The sequence below is a fragment of the Microbacterium sp. 05T445 genome (assembly GCF_056395865.1).
Map to the genome: position 1 here is coordinate 25,373 of NZ_JBFTKJ010000001.1, position 15,611 is coordinate 40,983.

Genomic DNA, 15,611 nt, shown 5'->3' on the forward strand with positions numbered 1-15,611 from the left:
GTCCGACATGTCCGCCGTCAACATCACCCTCCAGCCCCGGCCCGAACTCGACGCCTCCGTCGATCACGCCATCCAGGCGATCGTCGCCGGCGCCGCGACCGGGGAGACCTGCAACACCGACCTCGCGGCCGGGCCGTGGGACTTCGACACGCGACCCGGGTACGGTCCCGGCTCGTCGATGGGCGACGTCATCCCGACCGGTTCGCCGCGTCAGGGCGAGCTGCCGCGCGAGTACCGCGAGGCCTCGGAGCCCGAGCTCGCCGAGCGCATCCGCGCCGCGAAGGCGACCCTCGGCGAGCGCGTCGTCGTGCTCGGCCACTTCTACCAGCGCGAAGAGGTCGTCGTGCACGCCGACTACGTGGGCGACTCCTTCCAGCTCGCCAACGCCGCGCTGGAGCACCCCGACGCCGAGGCCATCGTGTTCTGCGGCGTCCACTTCATGGCCGAGACCGCCGACCTGCTGTCACGTCCCGAGCAGGCGGTGATCCTCCCCAACCTCGCCGCCGGCTGCTCGATGGCCGACATGGCCGACATCGACCAGGTCGAGGAGTGTTGGGAGCAGCTCGCCGAGGTCTACGGAGACATGGACGAGAAGGATGCCGACGGCCTCGTGCCGGTGATCCCCGTCACGTACATGAACTCCAGCGCCGCGATCAAGGGCTTCGTCGGGCGCCACGGCGGCATCGTGTGCACGTCGTCCAACGCGCGGACGGTGCTCGAGTGGGCGTTCCAGCGCGGACGCCGCGTCCTCTTCTTCCCCGACCAGCACCTGGGCCGCAACACCGCGAAGGCGATGGGCGTGCCGCTGGAGCAGATGCCGATGTGGAACCCGCGCAAGCCGCTGGGCGGGGCATCCGTCTCCGCCATCGAGGACGCGCGCGTGATCCTGTGGCACGGCTTCTGCTCGGTGCACCGCCGCTTCTCGGTCGACCAGATCGACAAGGCGCGCGCCGAGCACCCGGGCGTGCGGGTCATCGTGCACCCCGAGTGCCCGATGGACGTCGTCGATGCGGCCGACGAGTCGGGGTCGACCGACTACATCCGCAAGGCCATCGAGGCGGCAACCGAGCCGACGACGTTCGCGATCGGCACGGAGGTCAACCTGGTGCAGCGCCTGGCTGCGGCGAACCCGCAGCACGAGATCTTCTGCCTGGACCCCGTGGTGTGCCCGTGCTCGACGATGTACCGCATCCACCCCGGCTACCTCGCGTGGGTCCTGGAGGGTCTCGTCGACGGCGAGGTGCGCAACCGGATCACGGTTCCGCAGGACGTCGCCGACCCGGCGCGCCTCGCGCTGGAGCGGATGCTGGCCGCCAAGCCGCCGGCAGCGCCCGCCGCCGACTGGGAGAACGCGTCATGACCCACGCGGTGGTGGTCGGCTCGGGGATCGCCGGGCTGCTCACCGCGCTGCACGCCGTCGAGCACGGCTGCCGGGTCACGCTCGTGACGAAGGACGTGCTCGAGCACGCCAACACCCGGTACGCGCAGGGCGGGATCGCCGGCGTCATGTTCGACGACGACCGCGCCGAGGACCATGTGCGCGACACGCTCATCGCCGGGGCCGGGCTCGGCGACCCCGGGGCCGTGCGGGTCCTCGTCGCCGAGGGGCCCGCACGCATCCGCGAGCTGATCGAGCTCGGAGTGGCCTTCGACCGTGACGACAGCGGCGGGTTCGTGAAGGGGCTGGAGGCGGCGCACTCCTACCCGCGCATCCTCCACGCCGGCGGCGACGCCACCGGCACGGCGATCGAGAAGGCCCTCGTCGCGCGCCTGCGGGCGAGCGAGGTCACGGTCATCGAGCACGCGTTCCTCGTCGACCTCGTCGTCGAGGGCGGCCGCGCGAGCGGGGTCGAGCTGCTGATCGGGGAGACCGACGACGTCCGCGGTCGTCGCGACACGATCCGCGCCGACGCGGTCGTGCTGGCCACCGGCGGCGCCGGGGAGCTCTACGCGCACTCGACGAACCCCGCCGTGGCCACGGGGGACGGCATCGCCGCGGCGATCCGCGCCGGTGCCGCCGTCGCCGACCTCGAGTTCTTCCAGTTCCACCCGACCGTGCTCGCCGTCGGCGACTCGTTCCTGGTGTCGGAGGCGGTGCGCGGCGAGGGGGCGACGCTGGTCGATGAGCACGGCCGCCGGTTCGCGTTCGACGCGCACCCCGACGGCGAGCTCGCCCCGCGCGATGTCGTCGCCCGGGCGATCGCCGCGCAGATGGAGGCGCAGGGCGATCGCCCCGTCTTGCTCGACGCGACCGGCATCCATTCCGCCGACCCCGGCGAGCGCGCGCGGTTCCTTGCCCGGCGATTCCCGACGATCGACCGCGCGGTGCGGGAGCGGGGCCTGGATTGGGCGCTCGAGCCCATCCCGGTGACCCCGGCCGCGCACTACCTCATGGGCGGCGTCGCCACCGATCTGTTCGGCCGCACGAGCATCCCCGGGGTGTACGCCGTGGGCGAGGCCGCCCGCACCGGCGTGCACGGCGCCAACCGCCTCGCCTCGAACTCGCTGCTGGAAGGCGCGGTGTTCGGCGCGCGGGCCGGCGACGCGATCGCGGCGGACGCGGCATCCCGATCGTGGCCGGTCGCGCCCGCGTCCCCCGTCGCCCTGCGAGCGCCCGTCGACGCGGTGCCGGTGCCGGCGTTCTCGCGCGCCGCCCTGCAGGAGCTCATGTGGGAGGATGCCGGACTCGTCCGCGACGAGACCGGCCTCGCGCACGCGGCATCCGTCATCGCGCGATGGCGCGCGCAGCACCGCACCCTCGTCACCGAGCACCAGTTCGAGGACGAGAACCTGCTGCTGGTGGCCGCGCAGGCCGTAGCGGCGGCCCGCGCCAGGCGGCTGTCGGTCGGCGCGCACTTCCGCTCCGATGCGCCCGCCGCGCGCCTCGCCGGGGAGCCGGCCACCGCCGTCGCCCCCGCCGGTGCGCCGAGCCCGACCGCACGGGCGCTGCGCAGTCCCGTCCCCGCACGGAAGGAGGCGGTCGCATGCTGAGCCGCGCCCACATCGACCGGGTCGTCGCGGCCGCCCTCGACGAGGACGCGCCTTGGGGCGACCTCACCAGCGAGGCGCTCATCCCGGCGAACGCCGTCGCGCGCGCCGAGCTCGTGGCGCGCGAGCGCGGAGTCTTCTCGGGGAGCGAGGTCTTCGAGGCGGCGTTCCGGCTCACCGACCCGACGATCCAGGTGCAGCTCCTCGTCGAGGACGGCGAATGGTTCGAGCCCGGCGCCGTGCTCGCGGTGGTGACCGGTCCGGCACGCGGCGTGCTGACGGCCGAGCGCATCGGGCTCAACTTCACGCAGCGGATGTCGGGCATCGCGACGCTCACCGGCGCCTACGTCGCGCAGGTCGCGCACACCGGCGCCCGCATCGCCGACACCCGCAAGACGACACCGGGGCTGCGCGCGTTCGAGCGCAAGGCCGTGCGCGACGGCGGCGGGCGCAACCACCGCCACTCGCTGTCGGACGCCGTCATGGCCAAGGACAACCACCTCGCCGTGCTGGCGCAGAAGGGCGTCTCGCCGACGGCGGCCCTGCTGGCCGCCAAGGACCTCCTCCCCCACACCACGCACATCGAGGTCGAGGTCGACCGGCTCGACCAGGTCGAGCCGGTGCTCGCCGCCGGCATCGGCACGATCATGCTCGACAACTTCTCGCTCGAGGACCTTCGCACCGGCGTCGCCCAGGTCGCCGGACGCGCCACGGTGGAGGCATCCGGCGGGGTCTCGCTCGAGACCGTGCGCGCGATCGCCGAGACCGGCGTCGACGTCATCTCGGTCGGCGCCCTCACGCACTCCGCCCGCGCGCTCGACCTCGGCCTGGACGTGCGGATCGACGCCGGCTGACCGGCATAGGGGCACCACGATGAGCATGCTCTACCTCGACAATGCGGCGACCACGCCGGTGCGGCCCGAGGTGCTCGAGGCGATGACGCCGTACCTCACCCGCTGGTACGGCAACGCGTCGAGCCATCACACGGTGGGCGAAGCGGCCGCCGCGGCGCTCGCCGACGCACGCGCCCGCGTGGCGCGCGTGCTCGGGCTGCGCGGCGGAGACATCGTCTTCACCTCCGGGGGCACCGAGGCCAACAACCTCGCGATCAAAGGGATCGCGATCGCCGCCGCGCAGCGCCGCGACGACCGCCGCGCCCACGTCGTGACGACGCCCATCGAGCACGAGTCGGTCCTCGAGTCCGTCGCCTACCTCGAGCGCGTCCACGGCTTCGCGGCGACGCGGGTGCCGGTCGACGCGCGGGGCCGCGTGAGCCCGGATGCCGTCGCCGGCGCGGTCCGCGAGGACACCGTGCTGGTGAGCATCGGGTACGCGAACAACGAGGTCGGCACCATCCAAGATGCCGCGGCCCTGGCCGCCGTCGCGCGCGCGGCGCGAGTGCCGCTGCACCTCGACGCCGTCCAGGCCGCCGGCTGGCTCCCGCTGTCGGCAGCCGAGCTCGGGTACGACGCCATCTCGCTGGCGGGCCACAAGCTGGGCGCGCCCAAGGGCACCGGGGTGCTCGGCATCCGCGGCCGGATCCCCCTCGAGCCCCTCCTGCACGGCGGCGGGCAGGAGCGCGGCCGACGCAGCGGCACCGAGGACGTCGCCGGTGCCGTCGGGTTCGCGACGGCGCTGGAGCTCGCCGAGGCCGACAGGGTCGAGGCATCCGCCCGCGTCGCCGCGATCCGGGACCGGTTCATCGGCCGCGTGCTCGCCGCCGTCCCTTCCGCCCGCCTCACCGGCGACCCCGACCACCGGCTCCCCGGCACGGCGAGCTTCACCTTCGCCGGCACCAGCGGCGAGGCGGTGCTGCTCGAGCTCGAGCGCCGCGGCGTCGTGTCGTCGAGCGGGTCGGCGTGCGCCGCGGGAAGCGACGAGCCCTCGCACGTGCTCGTCGCGATGGGCGTGGCCCCCGATGTGGCGCAGACGGCGGTGCGGTTCACCTTCCCCCGCTGGCTGAACGCCCCGCTGGACGCCGTCGCCGACGCCGTCGAAGCGTCCGTCGCCGCGGTATCCGGCACGGAGCCCGGGGGTGCGACGGCCCCGTAGGATCGGGACGTGACCCCTGTCGTGACCGTGATCGTGCCCGGCTACGACGTGGCACCCTATGCCGTCGAAGCCCTCGATTCGCTGCGCGCGCAGACGCGCCGGGACTGGGTCGCGGTGCTCGTGGACGACGCCTCCACCGACGGCACCGGAGCGCTGTTCGACGCCGCCGCGGCGGCCGACGAGCGGTTCCAGGTGGTGCACCATCGCGAGCAGCGTGGTCTCGGCGCAGCACGCAACACCGGACTGGACCTGGTGCGCACACCCTTCGTCGGCTTCCTCGACGCCGACGACCGGCTCACCCCCCGCGCGCTGGAGCGCCTCGTCAGCACGCTCGCCGACAGCGGCAGCGACTTCGCGCTCGGCGCCTACGTGCGCCTGCGCCCCGACGCCGCGGGCGGCTACGCCGCGGGCGTCGTGCAGCCATGGGTCGCGGCGGCGACGGCCCCGGCGCGCATCGGCACCACCATCGACGAGCACCCCGAGGCATCCGGCAACATCGTCGCGTGGTCGAAGGTGAGCCGCACCGATCTGTGGCAGCGCACCGGGCTGCGCTTCCCCGTCGGCCGCGCCTACGAGGACCAGATCGTCGCCCAGCAGATGTACACGCGGGCGCGGGCCTTCGACGTCATCCCCGACGTCGTGGTCGAGTGGCGCGAGCGTGCCGACGGCTCGTCGATCACGCAGCACAAGGACGAGCTCCCGGTGCTGCGCGACTACCTCGAGGCGCTGGCGGGAGGGATCGCGGTGCTGGATGCCGCGGGCCATCCGCGGGCGGCGGCATCCCGGGTCCGCCTCATCCTCGGCATGGACCTCCCGCCGCTGGTCGAGCTCGCCCGCACCCACCCCGACGACGCGTACCGCCGCGAGCTCGGCGAGTTCACCCGGACGCTGTGGGCGCGCGCCGACGCCCTCGCACTGCCGGATCCCGTCGACACCGCGCTGGCCGCCGCACGCCTGTGGTGACGACGCCCGCCGCCTGAGCGGCCCCGCCGAGGGGGCTCTTCTCAGGCCTCGTCGCGGAACGCCGCATCACCGGCGGACGGAGCCACGACCACGGGGGCGCCGACGTCGGGCGCGCTGTCGGCGCGCCGCTCGGGATGGTCGGCGGGCGGCTCGGCCTCCTCCGCCTCGGCTTCGGTCTCGAGGACGCGCGTGGTCGCGATCTGCTCCGCGGCCAGCTCGGCGTACAGACCGCCCGCCGCCAGCAGCGACGCGTGCGTCCCCGACTCGACGATGCGGCCGGCCTCGACGACGTGGATGACGTCGGCGGCGATGACGGTCGACAGCCGGTGTGCGATCGACAGCGTGGTGCGGCCGCGGGCGGCGGCATCCAGCGCCTCCTGGACCACCCGCTCCGACACCGTGTCGAGCGCGGACGTCGCCTCGTCCAGGAGCAGCACGGGCGGGTCCTTCAGCAGCACCCTCGCGATCGCGATGCGCTGCTTCTCGCCGCCTGAGAGCCGGTAGCCGCGCTCGCCCACGACGGTGTCGTAGCCGTTCTCGAACCGCTCGATCACGTGGTGGATGTTCGCGGCGCGGCACGCGGCCTCGAGCTCGGCGTCGGTCGCGTCGGGCTTGGCGTAGCGCAGGTTCTCGCGGATCGTCGCGTGGAAGAGGTAGGTCTCCTGCGACACGATGCCGACGCTGTCGACGATGGACTCCTGGCGGAGGCGGCGGACGTCCTCACCCGCGAACAGCACGGACCCGCCGGATGCCTCGTACAGCCGCGGCGTCAGATACAGCACGGTGGTCTTCCCCGCGCCCGAGGGCCCCACGAACGCGACGTGCTGCCCCGGCTCGGCCGTGAACGAGACGCCGCGCAGCGTCGCCCGCGCGTCGGGTGCGGCATCCGGATACCGGAACACCACGTCGCGGAACTCGATGCGGCCCACCGGCCCCGGCGCCTGCGCCACGTCGATCGCGTCGGGCGCGTCGCTGATCGCGGGCACCAGGTCGAGGTACTCGAAGATGCGCGCGAACAGCGCGGCGGAGGTCTGCAGGTCGAGCGAGACGCGCATGAGGCCCATGAGCGGCATGAGCAGCCGCGCCTGCACCGTGGTGAACGCCACGATCGTGCCGGCCGTGAGCACGTCGGCGCTCCCGGTGATCAGGTAGCCCGACACCAGGTAGATCACCGCGGGGACGCTCGCCATGAGCACCTGCACGACCGCGAAGAACCCCTGGCCGCTCATCGCGCGGCGCACCTGCAGCCGCACCTGGTTGGTGTTCTCGTCGGCGTAGCGCGCCGATTCGGTGCGCTGCCGGTTGAACGACTTGGAGAGCAGGATGCCCGAGACGCTCAGGGTCTCCTGCGTGATCGCGGTGAGCTCGGACAGCGACTCCTGCGTCTCGCCCGCGATGCGCGCGCGCACCTGCCCGACCCGGCGCTGCACCAGCACGAGGAACGGCATCAGGACGACCGCGATGATGGTCAGCCGCCAGTCGATGAGGATCATCGCCACGAGCGACGCGACCACCGTCACGGCGTTGCCGAGGATGCTCGTCACCGTGTTCGTCAGCACACCCGAGACGCCGCCGACGTCGTTCTGCAGGCGCGATTGGATGACGCCGGTCTTGGTGCGCGTGAAGAACCCGAGCTCCATCGACTGCAGGTGGTCGAACAGCTTCACCCGCAGATCGCCGGTGACCTGGTTGCCGACGGTGGACGTGAACCACGTCTGCACGACGCCCACACCTGCGGAGAGCAGGAAGAGCCCGATCATCGCGAGCACGAGCGTCCACAGCAGTGCGAGGTCGGGAGGCGACCCGTCGACCGGGAACAGCGCGTCGTCGAACACGCGCTGCACGAGCAGCGGCGGGATCACCGCGATGCCCGCACCGGCGACGACGAGGATGCCGGTGATGACGATCGACCACGTGTACGGCCGGAAGAGCGCGACGACCCGGCTGCCCAGATGCGGGATCTCGGGGGCCTCGGCGTTCGCCTTGCGCTGGGCGGCGATGTCGACGCCGCGGAAGCCGGGGTGCCCGCCCCCGCCGCCACCGCCGCGCATGCTCACCACGCCAGCCTAATTCGCCCGCCGACGCTAGGCTCGTGGCATGACCTCGACTCCCGACGCCCCCGACCACGACGGCACCGATCTCGCCGCGCTGCGCAAGGAGATCGACGAGCTCCAGGCGATCCCGCACGAGGAGATCGTGAACCCGCTCCCGAAGAACCTCGAGGAGCGCGAGCCCGAGGCGAGCCCGACCGACGCGATCGGCTCGGAGAAGTGGGACGACGAGGAGCCCGCCGACCGCTGACGCAGCGGCACGTCTGATCGCCGGCGCGCGTTCCCCGGATCGGGAATGCGATGTCGGAGGCTGTGGTTATCTTGGGGGCTTGCCATCCTCGGGTGGCACATCGCTGTCCATCCGAGCCTCGAGGAGACGACCCATGGCCGCCATCGATACGACCCCCGGAACCGGCAGCATCCCCGCTGTCTCGAGCAACGCCGCCGGTACGCCGAAGCTGCGCCCCGAAGAGAGCCGGGTCATCTGGCTGCTCCTGGGCGCCGCGTTCGTCGCGATCCTCAACGAGACCACGATGGGTGTGGCCATCCCCCACCTCATCACCGACCTCGGCATCACCGCGCTCGCGGCGCAGTGGCTGACGACCGCCTTCATGCTGACGATGGCCGTGATCATCCCGATCACGGGCTTCCTGCTGCGCCGGTTCACCACGCGCACGATGTTCGTCGCCGCGATGGGGCTGTTCTCGGCGGGCACGCTCATCGCGTTCCTGTCCCCCGGCTTCCCGATGCTGCTGGTCGCCCGCGTCGTGCAGGCGTCGGGCACCGCGATCATGATGCCGCTGCTCATGACGACCCTCATGACCGTCGTGCCGCCGGCGATCCGCGGGCGCATGATGGGGCGCGTCAGCATCGTGATGTCGCTCGCCCCCGCGATCGGCCCGACCCTCGCCGGCGCCATCCTCAACAACTTCGAGTGGCGCTGGATCTTCGGCATCGTGCTGCCGATCGCGATCGTGGCGCTCGTCGTCGGCGCGCGCTGGATCCACAACCTGGGCGAGACCACCCACGCCCCGATCGACGTGCTGTCGGTCATCCTCTCGGCCCTCGGCTTCGGTGGACTCGTCTTCGGCCTGAGCCAGCTCGGCGCCGGCGGACACGGCGGCGGAGCGGATGCCGCGGCCGCGAGCGCGGTGTCCACCACGACGCTGATCGTCTCGCTCGCCGTCGGCGTGATCGCGCTGGGCCTGTTCGGCTGGCGCCAGGTCGTGCTGCAGCGCAAGGACGACGCGCTGCTCGACCTCCGGGTGTTCCGCAGCACGAACTTCTCGCTCTCGATCGCGCAGATGGCCATCATGTCGATGGCGTTCTTCGGTGCGATCACCGTGGTGCCGCTGTACCTGCAGAACGTGCTGGCCGTCGACCCGCTCACCACGGGGCTGGTCGTGCTGCCCGGCGCCCTCGCGATGGGTCTGGCGGGTCCGGTCATCGGCCGCATCTACGACCGCTGGGGCACCACGGTGCTGCTCGTGCCGGGCGCCGTGATCACGAGCGCGATGCTGTGGTTCTACACGACGTTCACGCCCGAGACGCCGGTGTGGCTCGTCGCGGTCGCGCAGACCGTGCTCTCGGTCGGCCTCTCGCTGTCGTTCACGCCGCTGTTCACCGCGTCGCTCGCCTCCCTCCAGCCGAAGTTCTACTCGTACGGCTCGGCGGTCGTCGGCACGGTGCAGCAGGTCGCGGGTGCGGCCGGCATCGCGCTGATGTTCGGCGTGATGGCCGCGGCGAGCTCCGCTGCGACCGAGTCCGGCGCCGATGCCATCGCCGCGCAGGCGGCAGGCACGCACGCCGCGTTCCTGACGGCCGCGATCCTCTCGCTGCCGCTGCTGGTGGGTGCGTTCCTCATCCGCAAGCCGGCCGACCAGCCGATGGGCGCGCCGGCCGGGCACTGACCAGGCCGAGGTATCACGCCGATGCCCCACCCCTCGACAAGGGGTGGGGCATCGGCGATTCTGGTAGCGCCCCGACGGGAGGCACAGCCATGATCATCACCACTCCGGATCTCGAGGGCGCGACCGGCCACGTCGCCGACATGTACGCCGGGGACCAGCGCGACGTCGGTTTCGTCTTCGCCCACACGCGAGCGATGGCCGTCAACCCCGAGGCGCACGCAGCGTTCGAGGCGCTCGTGCGCGCGATCGTCCCGTCCATCGGCCTGCGCAACTACGAGCTGGCGACGCTCGGCGCGGCTCGAGCCGTCGGATCGGAGCACTGCCTGCTCGCTCACGGTCGTAAGAGCCTGCGCGCGGGACTGTTCGAAGAGGATCAGTTGGCACGGCTGGCGCACGACTACAACGACGCCGACCTCGACGAGACGGACGTCGCGGTGCTCGCGTACGCCGAGAAGATGTCGATGGATGCCGCCACCATGACCGACGCCGACACGCAGCGCCTGCGCGACGTCGGGTTCACCGACCGGCAGATCGTCGACATCACCCTCGCCGCGGGCGTGCGCAACTACTTCAGCCGGTCGCTGCAGGCGCTCGCGGTGCCGATCGACGATGTCCCCGGACTCAGCTCCGCCCTGACCTCCGCGCTGCGCGAACCGGCGCAGGCCCGCCGCGTCAGTGGTGGATGATCGCCTTCAGCAGGATGAGGACGCCGCCGAACGCGGCGGTGATGACGGCGCTGAGGATCCGCGGCAGCCAGTGGGTGCTCCACCGCGCGACGGCGACCCAACCGAGCGCGCCGAGCAGGACGGTGTTGATGATCAGCGCCACCCACAGCGCGGTGCTGTCCTCGATCACCCGGGTCGCCCCGAGCAGGAGCACCACCAGCGGCGCCGCCGACGCGAGCAGCATGCCGCTGGACTGATGGGCCGATGACTTCAGGCTCGCGCGGAGTCCGGCGTGGCCGTCGGTGGCCGCCAGGCGTCCGAGCGTGCCGGCGAAGACGTGCGCCGCGAAGAAGACGAGGACGGTGACCAGCACCGTGATGAGCGCCTTGAACGACGAGTACTGGGCCGAGCCGCTCACGACGATCATGCCCGACACCAGGATGAGGCCGTAGATCGCCTCCTCCGACATGAGGACGCGCGCGACCCGCGGCGTGATGTGAAGCTGTTCGTCGGTCATCGGCGGAAGACGCGCGCGGCCGGGTGACGGTGGATCAGCCGATGCTGCAGCTGCCGCCGCTGCAGCACGAGTCGCCGGCCTCGACGACGGTGAGGAGGTTCTTGTCGTCAGGGACCGGAGCGAGGGTGATCGAGGCGGGCTGCTGCGAAGACGTCATGCGGACCATGCTACCTACGCCCCGGGCTCCCAGGGCGGTGGCGGACCATCGCCGGGGCGGCGGCCCCGCTCACAGCGGCACTCCCCCGTTCTGACAGGTCGGGCAGTACTGCGCCGTCGTGCTCGCGAAGGCGATGTCGCGGATCGTGTCTCCGCAGACGGGGCATGCCTCACCCGTGCGCCCGTGCACCCGCATGGACGCGACCTTCTCGGCCTTCAGCCGGTCGATCGGGATGCCGCGCCGGGCGTCGACGGCGCCTCGCACGGTGGCCAGCGTCGCATCGAAGAGCCGGTCGGCCTCCCCGGCATCCAGCGCGGCGGCATGGGTCACCGGCGACACGCGGGCGAGGTGGAGGATCTCGTCGGAGTAGGCGTTGCCGATCCCGGCCAGCGACTCCTGCTCCTGCAGGATCGCCTTGACCTGCTTGCGGCGGCCGCCCAGCGCCGCATCGAACTGACCGCGGGTGAACGCGGGATCGGCCGGATCGGGTCCCAACTTCGCGATCGCGGGGACTTCGCGCGGGTCGCCCACCACGAACAGCCCGAGCGAGACCCAGGTTCCGGCATCCGTCATCTGCAGCGTCTTGTCGCCGGACAGCGCGAACGCGGCCAGCGCCGGTGGGTCCTCGGCACCCGGCTCGGCAGCGGGGTCGTCGAGCCAGCGCATCCAGCCGTGGCGTCCGAGCGAGACGACCAGGCTCGCATCGCCCAGGAGCAGCTCGACGTGCTTGCCGTGCCGCGCGGCGCCTGCGATGGTGCGGCCCACGATGCTCGCCGGCGGTGCGGTGCGCGTCTTCACGGTGCGGAACTCGAGGACGTCGACCTCGCCGACGGCACGGCCGGTCGCCTCGTCGGCGAGGAACCGCGTGAGGGCCTCGACTTCGGGCGACTCCGGCATGGGGCCATCCTGCCATCGACCGCCGACATGCGGCAGGAGGTCAGACGACGGCCGGCGGACGGTGCGGGATCGGCGTGGGCTTGCCGGCGCCCTGGCTGCGGGACTCCTCCAGCAGGCGGAGGGCCGCCAGGAACAGCCGCTCCAGCGAGGGGAACCGCGCCGAGCCGAGTCCGGCCGAGACCCAGACCGCCTCGTAGCTGCCGTCGTCGAGCATCTCGACATACGCGACCACGCTCGCCGCGTCCCTGCGGGACACCCCGCGGTCGCACAGTCGCCAGCATCGATCGGCCAGCGGCGCCAGGACCAGTTGGTGGATGTCGTCACGCTCCATCGTTCACCCCTCCGAGTTCGTGTCACTCATGGCGGTCGGCAGGCTGTGGCGTCTGGCGTGCGCGGGCTTCTCGCCGAGCGCGATCGAGGCCGCGATCGCGTTCGGTGCCGCGGGACGGATCGGCCGGGCGTCGAACCTCTTCGCCGCGCGAGATCGCCGACGCGGAAGCGGCACCCCGTTCGTCGACGTCGGCGGATACGGGGCCCGCATCTTCCACGGCATCGGTCATCGTCCACCTCCTGGGGTCAGAGCATGCGTCGGCCGGCCGTTCGGAGGGAGGGGGTTGACACACGGGATCCGGCATGGCATCCCGCACCCGCGTTCGACAGAAGGCGCCGCACCACCGATCGAGCGTGTCGAGCTCGTCGGCGCCCTCGTGCGCTACTGCTCGCGAGGCGTGAGATCCCACATCTGGTAGCTCATGACCGAGCCGGTCGGCAGCGGCACGGCGGGATCGTCGTCGAGGTAGATCGTCTCGTTGCCGAGGATGCGGCCGGACTCGGTCGAGACCAGCAGCACCTGCTCGTGTGCGCCCGCGGCACTGACCGCCGAGATGCCGAACACGGGTCGACCGGCGCGATCCTCGGTGATTCCGCGCAGCTCCAGCCCGTCGTACTCCTCGAGCGCGGTGAGGAGGTCGGCCTCCTGCTCGTTGGTGAGCGTCCAGTACGTGAGCATCTCCGAGATGGCGTCGATGGCCTCGGCGGCGCCCCCGCCGTATGCCGCCACGGTCTCGGCCAGGTACGCCCGGTAGAAGTCGACCCCGCTCCCCGGGAGGAGGAAGGGCAGCGGCTTGCCGTCGATCACCATGTCGCTGCCGGGCAGGGTGTCGTCACGGATCACGGTCCCCTCGGCGGGGAGGTCTTCGCGCGTCGGTGGCTGGGCGCCGTCGCCGCCGATGACGTAGGCGCGTCCCGCGGTGGCGAAGATGCGCGTGTCGAAGTCCTCGTTCCAGGTGATCGTGATGACCTCGGGCGAGATCACGGTGCCACGATCGGGCCCGTCCATCATGATGTTGGCGTACCAGGCGACGGTGGTCGCCTCCCGCACGGGTTCGGCAGGGCCGGGGGTGGTCGCGAGCTGCTCGCGGGCCCGATCGAACTGCTCGGGGAGGGTCAGATCGGATGCCTCGTACGTGAGCGGCGGCAGTCCCTGCGCCGCCGCGGGTGCCGGCGCCGCGAAGGGGTTCACCACCAGCACGACGACGAGGGCAGCGACGACCATCGCCACCGCCGGCAGCGAGATCGTCCACCACAGGCGCGCGCGCCGCGTGGCACGCCCCCGCCGTGGCTTCTCGGTCTCCACCTCGGCCTGGATGCGCGCCCACATCCGTTCCCGGGACGCCGCGAGCTCCTCGGGCGCGATCGACGCGGCAGGGTCGAGGGATCGCAGCATCCGCTCGAGCTCGTCATCGCTCAGGTCACGATCAGGCATAGGTCCCCGCCTCCTCCCATGTCGTCGGCGCATCGTCCGGCCAGGCCGACCGCAGCGCGGCCTTCGCGCGGCTCAGGCGCTTCCACACCGCCTGCTCGGAACACCCCAGCACGACGGCGGCCTCGGCGGCGCTCAGGCCGTCCCAGTAGGTGAGCTGGAGCACGTCGCGCTGGGCGCGCGGCATCCGCTCGACCAGATGGGCGAGGATGTCGAGGTCGCGGTCTGGGCCGTCCTCCGCGGCACGAACGGCGCTCACCTCGCGCAGCGCGACGTGCTCGCGGTGCTGTCGCCGCAGCTCGGTCTTGAGGAGGTTGGCCGCGGTGCGGATCAGCCATCCCACCGCGTGCGGGTGATCCTCGCGCAGCTTGCGGTAGGCGAGCTCGAACGTCGAGGCGACGACGTCGTCCACGCTCGAGCCCTCGAGTCGACGGGCGACGAAGCGGTGGACCACCTCGTACTGGGCGCGGTAGAGCGCCTCGAACCCGTCTCGCATATCCGTCCCGAACCCCGAATCGACCCTGGCTATGCTCTCATGCACCGCCGGGTGCGGCCGACCGTCGCCGGATCAGCCGCCCGGTGTCATCGGCGTCGTGGACACGTCGACGAACCCGAACGGGAACGGGCCTGGATCGAGGGGATGGCGGCGGTCGACATCGCGGACTCCTTCGCAGGCGGTTCCTCGATCATGCCGCCTCGGCACGGCATCGCGCGAGCCCGCGGCGGCATGGCGCGCGCCGGCCCGCAGGTGCATCCTGAAGGGGGCGCCGTCGGTGGTGCCCGATCGAGGACCGAGATGTCCGCCCGACGTGCAGGAGCGCAGATCACCGGCCTCACCGTGCTCGCGGTGATGCTGCCCGGGTGCACCGTGGGTTCCTCGCTCCCCCGGGGCGGCGATCCGGTGACGCTGGATCCCGCCGACTTCACGACCGAGATCGACAATCCCTGGTTCCCGATGACCCCCGGCACCCGGTGGACGTACCGCGAGCTCGACGCCGACCTGGGCGAGCTGACGGTCGTCGTGACGGTCACCGACCAGACGAAGGTCGTGTCCGACGGCATCGAGGCGCGGGTGGTCCGCGACACCGTGTCCCGCGACGGCGAGATCCTCGAGGACACGTTCGACTGGTACGCCCAGGACGGGAAGGGCGCGATCTGGTACCTCGGCGAGGACACCGCGGAGTTCGATCAGGGTCGGGTGACCTCGCGCGCCGGGTCGTTCGAGGCCGGTGTCGACGGCGCGCTCCCCGGCATCGCCGTGCCCGCCGATCCTGCCCCCGGCATGACGTACCGGCAGGAGTACTACAAGGGTCACGCAGAGGACAGGGGCACGGTGCTGAGCGTGGACGAGCTCGTCGAGGCGCCGTACGGGCAGTTCGACGGCGCGCTGCTGACCCGCGACACGAACGGCTTGGAGCCGGACGCCTCCGAGCTCAAGTTCTATGTGCGCGGCGTCGGTCCGGTGCTCACGCTCGACGCGTCCGGCGGCAGTGGCCGCGAAGAGCTGCTCACGGTGACCACCGTGCCGGCGGGGACCGGCACCCAGCCGCTCGGGACGGCCGAGTGAACGGCCGAGCAGCCCCTGCCCGCCGGCATCCCTGCTCCGTCGCGCCCCATTGATTCTCGCCATCACCCCTGCTCTGATGAGC

At 72.2% G+C, this 15,611-nt stretch carries 17 protein-coding genes; 9 read left to right on the top strand and 8 right to left on the bottom strand.

Annotated elements, in window-relative coordinates; translation table 11 throughout:
* Positions 1 to 7 precede the first annotated feature (7 nt).
* From nadA to AC1DDU_RS00130, 5 genes are read left to right on the top strand one after another with little or no spacing between them, the layout of a single operon-like run.
* A complete protein-coding gene (gene nadA / locus AC1DDU_RS00110) occupies positions 8 to 1,360 on the top strand; it encodes a quinolinate synthase NadA (RefSeq protein WP_477430603.1) in 1,353 nt (450 codons plus the stop codon).
* Entirely contained in the window at positions 1,357 to 2,991 is a 1,635-nt protein-coding gene (gene nadB, locus AC1DDU_RS00115) for an L-aspartate oxidase (RefSeq protein ID WP_477430604.1), read from the top strand. Before nadA ends, nadB begins: the two co-directional genes overlap by 4 nt.
* A complete protein-coding gene (gene nadC / locus AC1DDU_RS00120; RefSeq protein WP_477430605.1) occupies positions 2,985 to 3,842 on the top strand; it encodes a carboxylating nicotinate-nucleotide diphosphorylase in 858 nt (285 codons plus the stop codon). The genes nadB and nadC overlap by 7 nt, the downstream gene beginning before the upstream one ends.
* Before the next feature lie 25 nt (positions 3,843 to 3,867).
* Positions 3,868 to 5,040 carry a cysteine desulfurase family protein gene (locus AC1DDU_RS00125; protein ID WP_477433368.1) on the top strand — a complete coding sequence of 391 codons (1,173 nt, stop codon included), beginning with the start codon at positions 3,868 to 3,870 and terminating at the stop codon, positions 5,038 to 5,040.
* Between the two features lie 9 nt (positions 5,041 to 5,049).
* On the top strand, positions 5,050 to 6,003 hold the full coding sequence (locus tag AC1DDU_RS00130; RefSeq protein ID WP_477430606.1) for a glycosyltransferase family 2 protein: 954 nt from the start codon (positions 5,050 to 5,052) through the stop codon (positions 6,001 to 6,003).
* 41 nt (positions 6,004 to 6,044) lie between these two features.
* On the opposite strand, the gene AC1DDU_RS00135 is transcribed toward AC1DDU_RS00130, so the two are convergent.
* Positions 6,045 to 8,054 (bottom strand): ABC transporter ATP-binding protein, encoded by a 2,010-nt coding sequence (locus AC1DDU_RS00135; protein WP_477433370.1) that lies wholly within the window; start codon positions 8,052 to 8,054, stop codon positions 6,045 to 6,047.
* A 46-nt stretch (positions 8,055 to 8,100) separates the two neighbouring features.
* On the opposite strand from AC1DDU_RS00135, the gene AC1DDU_RS00140 reads away from it, so the two are divergent.
* From AC1DDU_RS00140 to AC1DDU_RS00150, 3 genes are all read left to right on the top strand, one after another.
* The gene (locus tag AC1DDU_RS00140; protein WP_477430607.1) at positions 8,101 to 8,304 is read left to right on the top strand and encodes a hypothetical protein; all 204 of its coding nucleotides are present in this window, start codon (positions 8,101 to 8,103) and stop codon (positions 8,302 to 8,304) included.
* Positions 8,305 to 8,437: 133 nt separating this feature from the next.
* On the top strand, positions 8,438 to 9,964 hold the full coding sequence (locus AC1DDU_RS00145) for an MDR family MFS transporter (protein ID WP_477430608.1): 1,527 nt from the start codon (positions 8,438 to 8,440) through the stop codon (positions 9,962 to 9,964).
* An 89-nt stretch (positions 9,965 to 10,053) separates the two neighbouring features.
* Positions 10,054 to 10,650 (top strand): carboxymuconolactone decarboxylase family protein, encoded by a 597-nt coding sequence (locus AC1DDU_RS00150; protein WP_477430609.1) that lies wholly within the window; start codon positions 10,054 to 10,056, stop codon positions 10,648 to 10,650.
* Here AC1DDU_RS00150 and AC1DDU_RS00155 read toward each other — a convergent pair.
* From AC1DDU_RS00155 to AC1DDU_RS00185, 7 genes are all read right to left on the bottom strand, one after another.
* Complete coding sequence (locus AC1DDU_RS00155; protein ID WP_477430610.1) at positions 10,637 to 11,146, bottom strand: hypothetical protein; 510 nt, start codon at positions 11,144 to 11,146, stop codon at positions 10,637 to 10,639. The two genes, AC1DDU_RS00150 and AC1DDU_RS00155, sit on opposite strands and share 14 nt — an antisense overlap.
* A 34-nt stretch (positions 11,147 to 11,180) precedes the next feature.
* Positions 11,181 to 11,303: a hypothetical protein gene (locus AC1DDU_RS00160; protein WP_477430611.1), complete on the bottom strand. Its 123-nt coding sequence runs from the start codon at positions 11,301 to 11,303 to the stop codon at positions 11,181 to 11,183.
* A 69-nt stretch (positions 11,304 to 11,372) separates the two neighbouring features.
* Positions 11,373 to 12,200 carry a DNA-formamidopyrimidine glycosylase family protein gene (locus AC1DDU_RS00165; protein ID WP_477430612.1) on the bottom strand — a complete coding sequence of 276 codons (828 nt, stop codon included), beginning with the start codon at positions 12,198 to 12,200 and terminating at the stop codon, positions 11,373 to 11,375.
* Between the two features lie 40 nt (positions 12,201 to 12,240).
* A complete protein-coding gene (locus tag AC1DDU_RS00170) occupies positions 12,241 to 12,531 on the bottom strand; it encodes a hypothetical protein (protein ID WP_477430613.1) in 291 nt (96 codons plus the stop codon).
* A 22-nt stretch (positions 12,532 to 12,553) separates the two neighbouring features.
* Positions 12,554 to 12,760, bottom strand: a complete 207-nt coding sequence (locus AC1DDU_RS00175; protein ID WP_477430614.1) for a hypothetical protein — start codon at positions 12,758 to 12,760, stop codon at positions 12,554 to 12,556.
* Between the two features lie 152 nt (positions 12,761 to 12,912).
* A complete protein-coding gene (locus tag AC1DDU_RS00180; RefSeq protein ID WP_477430615.1) occupies positions 12,913 to 13,965 on the bottom strand; it encodes a hypothetical protein in 1,053 nt (350 codons plus the stop codon).
* Positions 13,958 to 14,458 (bottom strand): RNA polymerase sigma factor, encoded by a 501-nt coding sequence (locus AC1DDU_RS00185; RefSeq protein WP_477430616.1) that lies wholly within the window; start codon positions 14,456 to 14,458, stop codon positions 13,958 to 13,960. Before AC1DDU_RS00185 ends, AC1DDU_RS00180 begins: the two co-directional genes overlap by 8 nt.
* A 300-nt stretch (positions 14,459 to 14,758) precedes the next feature.
* Between AC1DDU_RS00185 and AC1DDU_RS00190 the strand changes: the two genes are divergently transcribed.
* On the top strand, positions 14,759 to 15,529 hold the full coding sequence (locus tag AC1DDU_RS00190; RefSeq protein ID WP_477430617.1) for a hypothetical protein: 771 nt from the start codon (positions 14,759 to 14,761) through the stop codon (positions 15,527 to 15,529).
* Positions 15,530 to 15,611: the final 82 nt, after the last annotated feature.

Bases quoted from the DNA above. Each gene is read 5' to 3' on its own strand.
- nadB (WP_477430604.1), top strand. From the start codon at position 1,357: ATGACCCACGCGGTGGTGGTCGGCTCGGGGATCGCCGGGCTGCTCACC.
- AC1DDU_RS00175 (WP_477430614.1), bottom strand. From the start codon at position 12,760: ATGACCGATGCCGTGGAAGATGCGGGCCCCGTATCCGCCGACGTCGAC.
- AC1DDU_RS00160 (WP_477430611.1), bottom strand. From the start codon at position 11,303: ATGACGTCTTCGCAGCAGCCCGCCTCGATCACCCTCGCTCCGGTCCCT.
- AC1DDU_RS00150 (WP_477430609.1), top strand. From the start codon at position 10,054: ATGATCATCACCACTCCGGATCTCGAGGGCGCGACCGGCCACGTCGCC.
- AC1DDU_RS00180 (WP_477430615.1), bottom strand. From the start codon at position 13,965: ATGCCTGATCGTGACCTGAGCGATGACGAGCTCGAGCGGATGCTGCGA.
- nadC (WP_477430605.1), top strand. From the start codon at position 2,985: ATGCTGAGCCGCGCCCACATCGACCGGGTCGTCGCGGCCGCCCTCGAC.
- AC1DDU_RS00125 (WP_477433368.1), top strand. From the start codon at position 3,868: ATGCTCTACCTCGACAATGCGGCGACCACGCCGGTGCGGCCCGAGGTG.
- AC1DDU_RS00135 (WP_477433370.1), bottom strand. From the start codon at position 8,054: ATGCGCGGCGGTGGCGGCGGGGGCGGGCACCCCGGCTTCCGCGGCGTC.
- AC1DDU_RS00190 (WP_477430617.1), top strand. From the start codon at position 14,759: ATGTCCGCCCGACGTGCAGGAGCGCAGATCACCGGCCTCACCGTGCTC.
- AC1DDU_RS00170 (WP_477430613.1), bottom strand. From the start codon at position 12,531: ATGGAGCGTGACGACATCCACCAACTGGTCCTGGCGCCGCTGGCCGAT.
- AC1DDU_RS00185 (WP_477430616.1), bottom strand. From the start codon at position 14,458: ATGCGAGACGGGTTCGAGGCGCTCTACCGCGCCCAGTACGAGGTGGTC.
- AC1DDU_RS00145 (WP_477430608.1), top strand. From the start codon at position 8,438: ATGGCCGCCATCGATACGACCCCCGGAACCGGCAGCATCCCCGCTGTC.
- AC1DDU_RS00140 (WP_477430607.1), top strand. From the start codon at position 8,101: ATGACCTCGACTCCCGACGCCCCCGACCACGACGGCACCGATCTCGCC.
- AC1DDU_RS00165 (WP_477430612.1), bottom strand. From the start codon at position 12,200: ATGCCGGAGTCGCCCGAAGTCGAGGCCCTCACGCGGTTCCTCGCCGAC.
- nadA (WP_477430603.1), top strand. From the start codon at position 8: ATGTCCGCCGTCAACATCACCCTCCAGCCCCGGCCCGAACTCGACGCC.
- AC1DDU_RS00155 (WP_477430610.1), bottom strand. From the start codon at position 11,146: ATGACCGACGAACAGCTTCACATCACGCCGCGGGTCGCGCGCGTCCTC.